General features: G+C 29.7%; 6 protein-coding genes. 1 reads left to right on the top strand and 5 read right to left on the bottom strand.

All coding sequences use genetic code 11. The features are described 5' to 3' along the window. The coding region (locus tag XO12_RS08590; RefSeq protein WP_175420128.1) for an HD-GYP domain-containing protein at positions 1 to 515 on the top strand (515 nt) is incomplete at its 5' end. A gap of 125 nt (positions 516 to 640) precedes the next feature. Here XO12_RS08590 and gatB read toward each other — a convergent pair. Genes gatB through XO12_RS08565 form a run of 5 tightly spaced genes read right to left on the bottom strand, consistent with a single transcriptional unit; the run spans position 641 to position 6,646 of the window. Further along, positions 641 to 2,074, bottom strand: coding sequence for an Asp-tRNA(Asn)/Glu-tRNA(Gln) amidotransferase subunit GatB (gene gatB, locus XO12_RS08585; RefSeq protein WP_047265865.1), 1,434 nt, complete (start codon positions 2,072 to 2,074; stop codon positions 641 to 643). Continuing rightward, entirely contained in the window at positions 2,075 to 3,418 is a 1,344-nt protein-coding gene (gene gatA / locus XO12_RS08580) for an Asp-tRNA(Asn)/Glu-tRNA(Gln) amidotransferase subunit GatA (RefSeq protein WP_175420127.1), read from the bottom strand. It abuts the gene before it with no gap. Positions 3,419 to 3,432: 14 nt separating this feature from the next. Then, on the bottom strand, positions 3,433 to 4,944 hold the full coding sequence (locus XO12_RS08575; protein WP_047267544.1) for an HD domain-containing protein: 1,512 nt from the start codon (positions 4,942 to 4,944) through the stop codon (positions 3,433 to 3,435). Between the two features lie 3 nt (positions 4,945 to 4,947). Beyond that, positions 4,948 to 5,658: a rhomboid family intramembrane serine protease gene (locus XO12_RS08570; RefSeq protein WP_175420126.1), complete on the bottom strand. Its 711-nt coding sequence runs from the start codon at positions 5,656 to 5,658 to the stop codon at positions 4,948 to 4,950. 43 nt (positions 5,659 to 5,701) lie between these two features. After that, the gene (locus XO12_RS08565; RefSeq protein ID WP_175420125.1) at positions 5,702 to 6,646 is read right to left on the bottom strand and encodes an ROK family protein; all 945 of its coding nucleotides are present in this window, start codon (positions 6,644 to 6,646) and stop codon (positions 5,702 to 5,704) included. Positions 6,647 to 6,704 lie beyond the last annotated feature (58 nt).

Here is a 6,704-nt window from a genome sequence, read left to right as displayed (position 1 = left end):
AAATAAGATATTATGCTCCTTTACATGATATAGGAAAAATAATGATACCAAAAGAAATATTATTGAAAAAAGGTCCTTTAACAGAAGAAGAATGGAAAGTTATGGAAAAACATACAATATATGGTGGCGTTTTAATTGGAGATTCTCCAAAATTCAAAATAGCAAAGAACATTGCAATATATCACCATGAAAAATATAACGGTGAAGGGTATCCATATGGACTAAAAGGTGATGAAATTCCAATATGTGCAGCAATAGTTTCTGTTGTAGATGTTTATGATGCTCTACGTTCAGAAAGACCATATAAACGTGCATTTTCTCATGAAGAAGCTATAAATATAATATTAAATGGAGATAATAGAACTAACCCTCAGCACTTTAACCCTGAAGTTTTAAATATACTGAAAAAATACGAAAATGATATTAAAGATTTATGGGATATTATTAATAAAAGATCTTCTAAGTTATTGATTTTGATTAAAAATATTGAAAAACAGAAAAAAAATAGGACATAATCAATAACTATTCTTAAAATAAAAAAGGAAAATTTAAATCTTGTATACCAATATTGCGAAATTGAATTAGTAGAATGTCATAATAAATAATTCCCCGTTACGGGGAATTATTTATTATTTAAAAACTACTCATCTAATAATCTTTTTGCAATTTGATTTGCTTTTTGAGGATTTGCCTTTCCCTTTGTTTCTTTCATAATTTGACCAACAAAAAATCCTAAAAGTTTTGTTTTTCCATTTTTATATTGCTGATATTGTTTAGGATTATTTTCTATTACTCTTTTTACTATTTCTTCAATTATATTATCATCATCAATTTGTTCTAATCCCTTTTCATTCACAATTTCTGAAGGCATTTTTCCAGTTTTAAACATTTCTATAAATATTTCTTTTGCTATTTTAGTTGATATTTTTCCGCTATCCAATAATTTTTCAAGTTCTTCGTAATGTTCAGCTTTTATTCTTACATCCTTTAACTCAAAATTATTTTTATTCATTTCTCTCATTAAATCTGTAATTATCAGATTACTTACAAATTGTGGATTTTTAACATTTTTTACAGCATTTTCAAAGTACTCAGCCAATTCTCTATCTCCGGCAAGAATATCCGCATCATACTTTTTTATTTTGTATTGCTTTACAAATCTTTCAGATTTTTCATCTATCATTTCTGGCATCATATTTTTAATTTCATCTATTTTTTCTTTTGTGATTATAATAGGTGGAATATCAGGTTCTGGAAAATATCTATAATCCGCTTCTTCTTCTTTTGAACGCATGGAAAATGTTGATCTTGTTGAAAAATTCCAGCCTCTTGTCTCTTGAGGTATTCTTTCACCTTTTTCCATTAATTCTATAATTCTTTTTCTTTCATATTCAAGTGCTTTTTCAACAAATTTAAAAGAGTTTATATTTTTTATTTCAACTCTATTACTGTGTATATTTTTCTCTGTATCAGTTATTGATATATTTGCATCACATCTTAAAGCACCTTTTTCCATATCTCCAGAAGAAATTTCAGCATATCTCAGTATATTTCTCAATTTTTCCATGAATTTTCGTGCCTCTTCAGGAGATTCAATATCAGGTTCTGTAACTATTTCTATTAAAGGTATACCGCTTCTATTATAATCAATATAGCTATAAGACGCATTTTCCAGATTCTCTCCTTCATGAAACATTTTCCCAGAATCTTCTTCGAGATGCATACGTCTAATACGTATTTTTTTCCCATCTACTTCTATATACCCATTATTTGCAAGTGGATAAAAGTATTGGGTAATTTGATATCCTTTTGGAAGGTCTGGATAAAAATAATTTTTTCTATCAAATCGTGAAAATTTATTTATTTTTGCATTTAATGCTAATGCAGCCTTTATTCCAAGATTTAAAGCTTCTTCATTAAATATTGGCAATGCGCCAGGTTGCCCGGTACAAACAGGACAAATATTGGTATTAGGTGAGCTTTCAAAGGCATTAGCAGAACACAAACAAAATGCTTTTGTTTTAGTTAATAATTGAGTATGTATTTCAAGTCCTATTGTTGTTTTGTATTTCATTTAAAGCACCTCCGGTAAATCAAGTATACCAAAAATATTTTCAAGCTGTTTTGCCGCTCTTAGTAATTTAGCATCTTCAATAGGTTTTGATATAAGATGAATTCCAAAGGGTAAATTGTCTATTTTTCCTGAAGGGATGCTAATAGCTGGTGCTCCAATCATATTTGCAGGAATTGTAAATAAATCCATTAAATAATATTGCAAAGGTGATTTTAATTCTCCGAATTTTGGAGGTAGTATTGGTGATGTAGGAGTTAATACAGCATCATAGTTTTCAAATATCTTTTCAAAGTCATTATTCAATAAATTTCTTATTTTAGCTGCTTTTGCATAATAGGCATCATAATATGCTGAACTTAGTGTAAAAGCTCCCATGAATATTCTTCTTTTTACTTCCATTCCAAACCCATTATCCCTTGTTTTCATATATGTGGTTTTAATGGTTTTTTCTTCCTTTCTTAATCCAAATCTTATTCCATCATACCTTGAAAGGTTAGAACTTGCTTCTGATGGAGCAATAATGTAATATATAGAAACAGTATACTTTAAATGAGGAATAGATACTTCTTCCACTATTATTCCAGCATTTTTTAAAGATTTTATATTATCTTTAAACATATCTAATACTTTTTTATCTATTCCCTCTAATTCAAATATTTCTTTTGGTATTGCAAGTTTTAATCCTTCAATTTCTTTATTCAGATTAGAGGTTAAATCCCATTTTATATCCAATGTAGTTGAATCATTTTCATCCCTTCCGCTCATAATTTCTGCTACAATAGCAGCATTTTCTACATTTCTTGACAATACACCTATCTGATCCAGTGATGATGCAAATGCTGATAATCCATATCTTGAAATAACTCCATATGTAGGTTTAAATCCAACTATACCACAAAATGAAGCTGGTTGCCTGACAGAACCACCTGTATCAGATCCTAAAGCAAAAGGAACTATTTTTGCTGCTACTGCCGCAGCTGAACCACCGCTGGATCCTCCGGGAATTCTTTTTAAATCCCATGGATTTTTTACTGCACCAAATGCTGATGTTTCATTTGACCCTCCCATTGCAAATTCGTCTAAATTTGTCTTTCCCATAACTGTAAATCCAGCATTTAATAATCTTTCAACAGCCGTTGCTGTATAAGTTGAATTATAGTTTTCAAGTATTTTTGATGCACAGGTGTTTTTGGTTCCTTTTACCTGTATGTTATCTTTTACCAAAAATGGTGTAGAATAATATTTCCCGTCTTTATTCCCGTCTATTTTGGTAAATTCTATAATAGCATTTATTTTATTATTTATCTTTTTCGCTTTTTCTAAATCAAAGTCAAAGTTTTTCATAAAACGCCTCCTTATTACCATCTTGTTGTTATATTAATTCCACCTACTTTAGGAATTAAATCCAACCTTTTTAGAATTTCACGTTTATCTTCTGTCAAATATATTCTGGATATCTGAATTAAATTACTCTCCATGAATTTATAAGCAGGATATCTTTCAAATACTTCATCAAAACCTAAAATATCCCCATTGTAATCAAGAATTGAAACATCTGTTGATAAAAATTCTTTTGGATGCATTAATGCAAGTTTATATGGGGTGTCTATTACAAATAAATTTTCAAAATTATCCATAATATAGGAAAGTTCTAATTTATCTTCTTTATCTATATTGGAATTAATTGCAGCTTCTATATTATTTTTTAATTGTTTTAAAACATTTTCTGCTACACTTACACTAATTACTGAAGGATCTAAACCAGTAGTTGAAAATGGTATCTCTATTAATAATTTCCACAGATCTCTTGATTTTAACCTCTTTACAAGATTATATGCTTTTGCGATTTTATCAGCTTTCTGCATCAATTCGGGATTAATTAAATTGTTTTTGCCTTTTTCATATACCTGTTCATATATAATTTCTATTTCATTAATTATTCTTTGATCAGTTAATGATGTAAATTTATCTAAATCTTTAACCCTTGATTTTAAGTCTAAAATATCATCTGCAAGACGTAATATCTCCTGAATCATTTGGTCAGCTGCTCTGGATGTTTTATGAAAATAAACATTTTTATACATCATGAATCTTGCAAACAAAACAGTATATATATTATCTATAATCTTTATGTTATAACATAATTTCTCTTTGTTTTTTTCTTTTTTTATAAATGCATTTCGTATTATTCTATCAAGATCACCTGTTCCAAAATCTCTTGTACCAGCGTAGTATGAGTCTCTTAAAACAAAATCCAATCTATCTGCTCCAAGAGGCCCCTGAACTATGTTGAATTCCGGGCTTCCGCCAGTATTTTCGGCTTCAAATAATTCATTTATCATGTTCATAATATGTTTCAAAGCTTCTTTTATATCAGCTTCTTCATCTTTTATTTCCTTTTTTACTGTTAATGACAAATCTTTTAAGAAATCATTTTTTGTTCTTGCATCATTTAATTTTTTATATACATTGTATGTTTGATCAATTAATTTTGTATTGAGTATTTTTTTTCTATATTCATCATGTCCATCTTTTAGTCCCATTCGTTTATAAATCACATCATCAAATTGGTGACTGTATGGTCCGTGTCCCAGATCATGTAATAATCCTGCTAACCTTAATATTCGTGTTTTTTGATGATTATTTTCAAAAAGTTTTTTTGCGTATAACCCTGCTATATGCATAACGCCCAAAGAATGTGAAAATCTTGTATGTGTAGCGCTTGGATATACGTATTCCGCACCAGCCAATTGACTTAAATATCTTAGTCTTTGCACCAGTGGAGTGTCAGCTATAACTATTTCCAGAGGATATATAAAGATTTCAGAATAAATGGGATCCCTGGAAACTTTAAAATATAATTTTTCCATAATTTAACCCCCTATTATAAATTGAATATCAAAAATTAATAACCATATAAATGAAATTAATATTAATATTAAACTGATGTAAGCGGATATTTTCCACTTTTTATATGATGTATATGTATCTGAAACAGATGTGAGCCAGCCAAACGTAAATCCAGTAATTAGTCCTCCAATATGTGCAAAATTATTTATTCCAGATGAGGTAAATCCTAAAAAAAGGTTTATTATAATTACAGGTAATAACGCTGTTCCTGTCATTGGCTTCATCATAGGTGGGGTATCTTCTCTGAAACCTGCCCCAAATAGCAAACCAATTAAACCAAATATTGCACCACTTGCTCCAACAGAGAATGCGTCTGGCATAAATATCTGTGTTAGCAATGAGCCGCCAATTCCAGATGCAAGGTATATGGTTATAAATTTATAAGGTCCATATACCCTTTCAACAATATTTCCAAGATAATATAATGCATACATATTAAAGGCTATATGCAGAAAACCGCCATGAACGAACATGGACGTAATAAATCTAAAATATTGATGTGATATGGTAATTAATTTACCATATTGTGCTCCTGCAAAAATTAAGGTATATACATTTGAAAATGCACGAAATCCACCACCAAATACGAACATCATAACAAAGACCAGAATATTTATAGTAAAAATTTTTTGTGTTATGTTATCAAAATTAAAGATTTTTTTAATAAATTCCATTTCTCCACCTCGTTTTAATTATACTTTTGTGGCAATTTAATTATTATCTTGAATGGTACATTGCTGCTGCAGACGCACCTAAAATACCTGCATCTTCTACAAGAGTAGACAACATCACTTTAAAGGTATTTTTGAAAGATGGCATTAAATATAAATTAGTTTTTTCTCTTATAGGATTAAGTAAGTCTCTTCCAGCTTTGCTCATTCCCCCTCCAATTACAACCATTTCCGGATTGAATATGTGAGCATAATTTGCAATAGCTTTTGCAAGAGCATCAGTAATTTTATCAACAACCATTTTGGCTACAGGATCATTTTCTTTTAAAGCCATAAAAACATGTTTTGATTCTATTTTTTCAATATCGCCAGCCAATTCTACGATTTTATTATTTGGTATTTTTATAGAAAATTCTTTTGCCCATCTTGCAGTATTTTTAGCTGATGCAATCGCCTCAATACAACCTCTTGAGCCACAACCACATAATGGCCCATCTGGATCGATTATAACATGTCCTAATTCAGCCCCGATTCCATCTTTTCCTGTAATCAAAAATCCATGCGAAATAACGCCTCCTCCTATGCCAGTGCCTAAAGTTAATGCGACGAAATGTTTTAATCCCTGTGCAGAACCAAAATACCACTCGCCAAGTGTAAATGCATTTGCGTCATTTTCAACAAATGCAGGTATTTTAAAAGTATCAGATACTACTTTTGCTAGTTTGAAATTATGAAATGGTAAATTAGGAGAATATCTGACAATTCCCGCATCTCTGTCGATAGAACCCGGAGACCCTATTCCTATTCCTTCTATTTTATTTATGTTATCTCCTGCAACAATTTCTATACTCTTTAATATATTTTCTACAACTTTTTCAATACCTTTATTTGTTTCAGTTGGAATAGTAACTTTATTTATGATACCTTTAGCTTTTGAAACAAGTCCAGTTTTTATTTCAGTTCCTCCTAAATCAATCCCTATTAAATACATATTTTCTCTCCTTTCTTAATCTATTAATTATAATTTTAACATAAATTTATAGTATAAT

It is taken from the genome of Marinitoga sp. 1154 (assembly GCF_013363285.1).
Lineage (GTDB): Bacteria > Thermotogota > Thermotogae > Petrotogales > Petrotogaceae > Marinitoga.
Note: the sequence above shows the minus strand (reverse complement) of the source record. Positions and strands in the feature narration are given on the sequence as shown.

What these genes read in the sequence shown, in the direction of transcription:
- gatA (WP_175420127.1), bottom strand. Translation starts at nt 3,418, where the DNA reads ATGAAAAACTTTGACTTTGATTTAGAAAAAGCGAAAAAGATAAATAAT.
- XO12_RS08575 (WP_047267544.1), bottom strand. Translation starts at nt 4,944, where the DNA reads ATGGAAAAATTATATTTTAAAGTTTCCAGGGATCCCATTTATTCTGAA.
- XO12_RS08565 (WP_175420125.1), bottom strand. Translation starts at nt 6,646, where the DNA reads ATGTATTTAATAGGGATTGATTTAGGAGGAACTGAAATAAAAACTGGA.
- gatB (WP_047265865.1), bottom strand. Translation starts at nt 2,074, where the DNA reads ATGAAATACAAAACAACAATAGGACTTGAAATACATACTCAATTATTA.
- XO12_RS08570 (WP_175420126.1), bottom strand. Translation starts at nt 5,658, where the DNA reads ATGGAATTTATTAAAAAAATCTTTAATTTTGATAACATAACACAAAAA.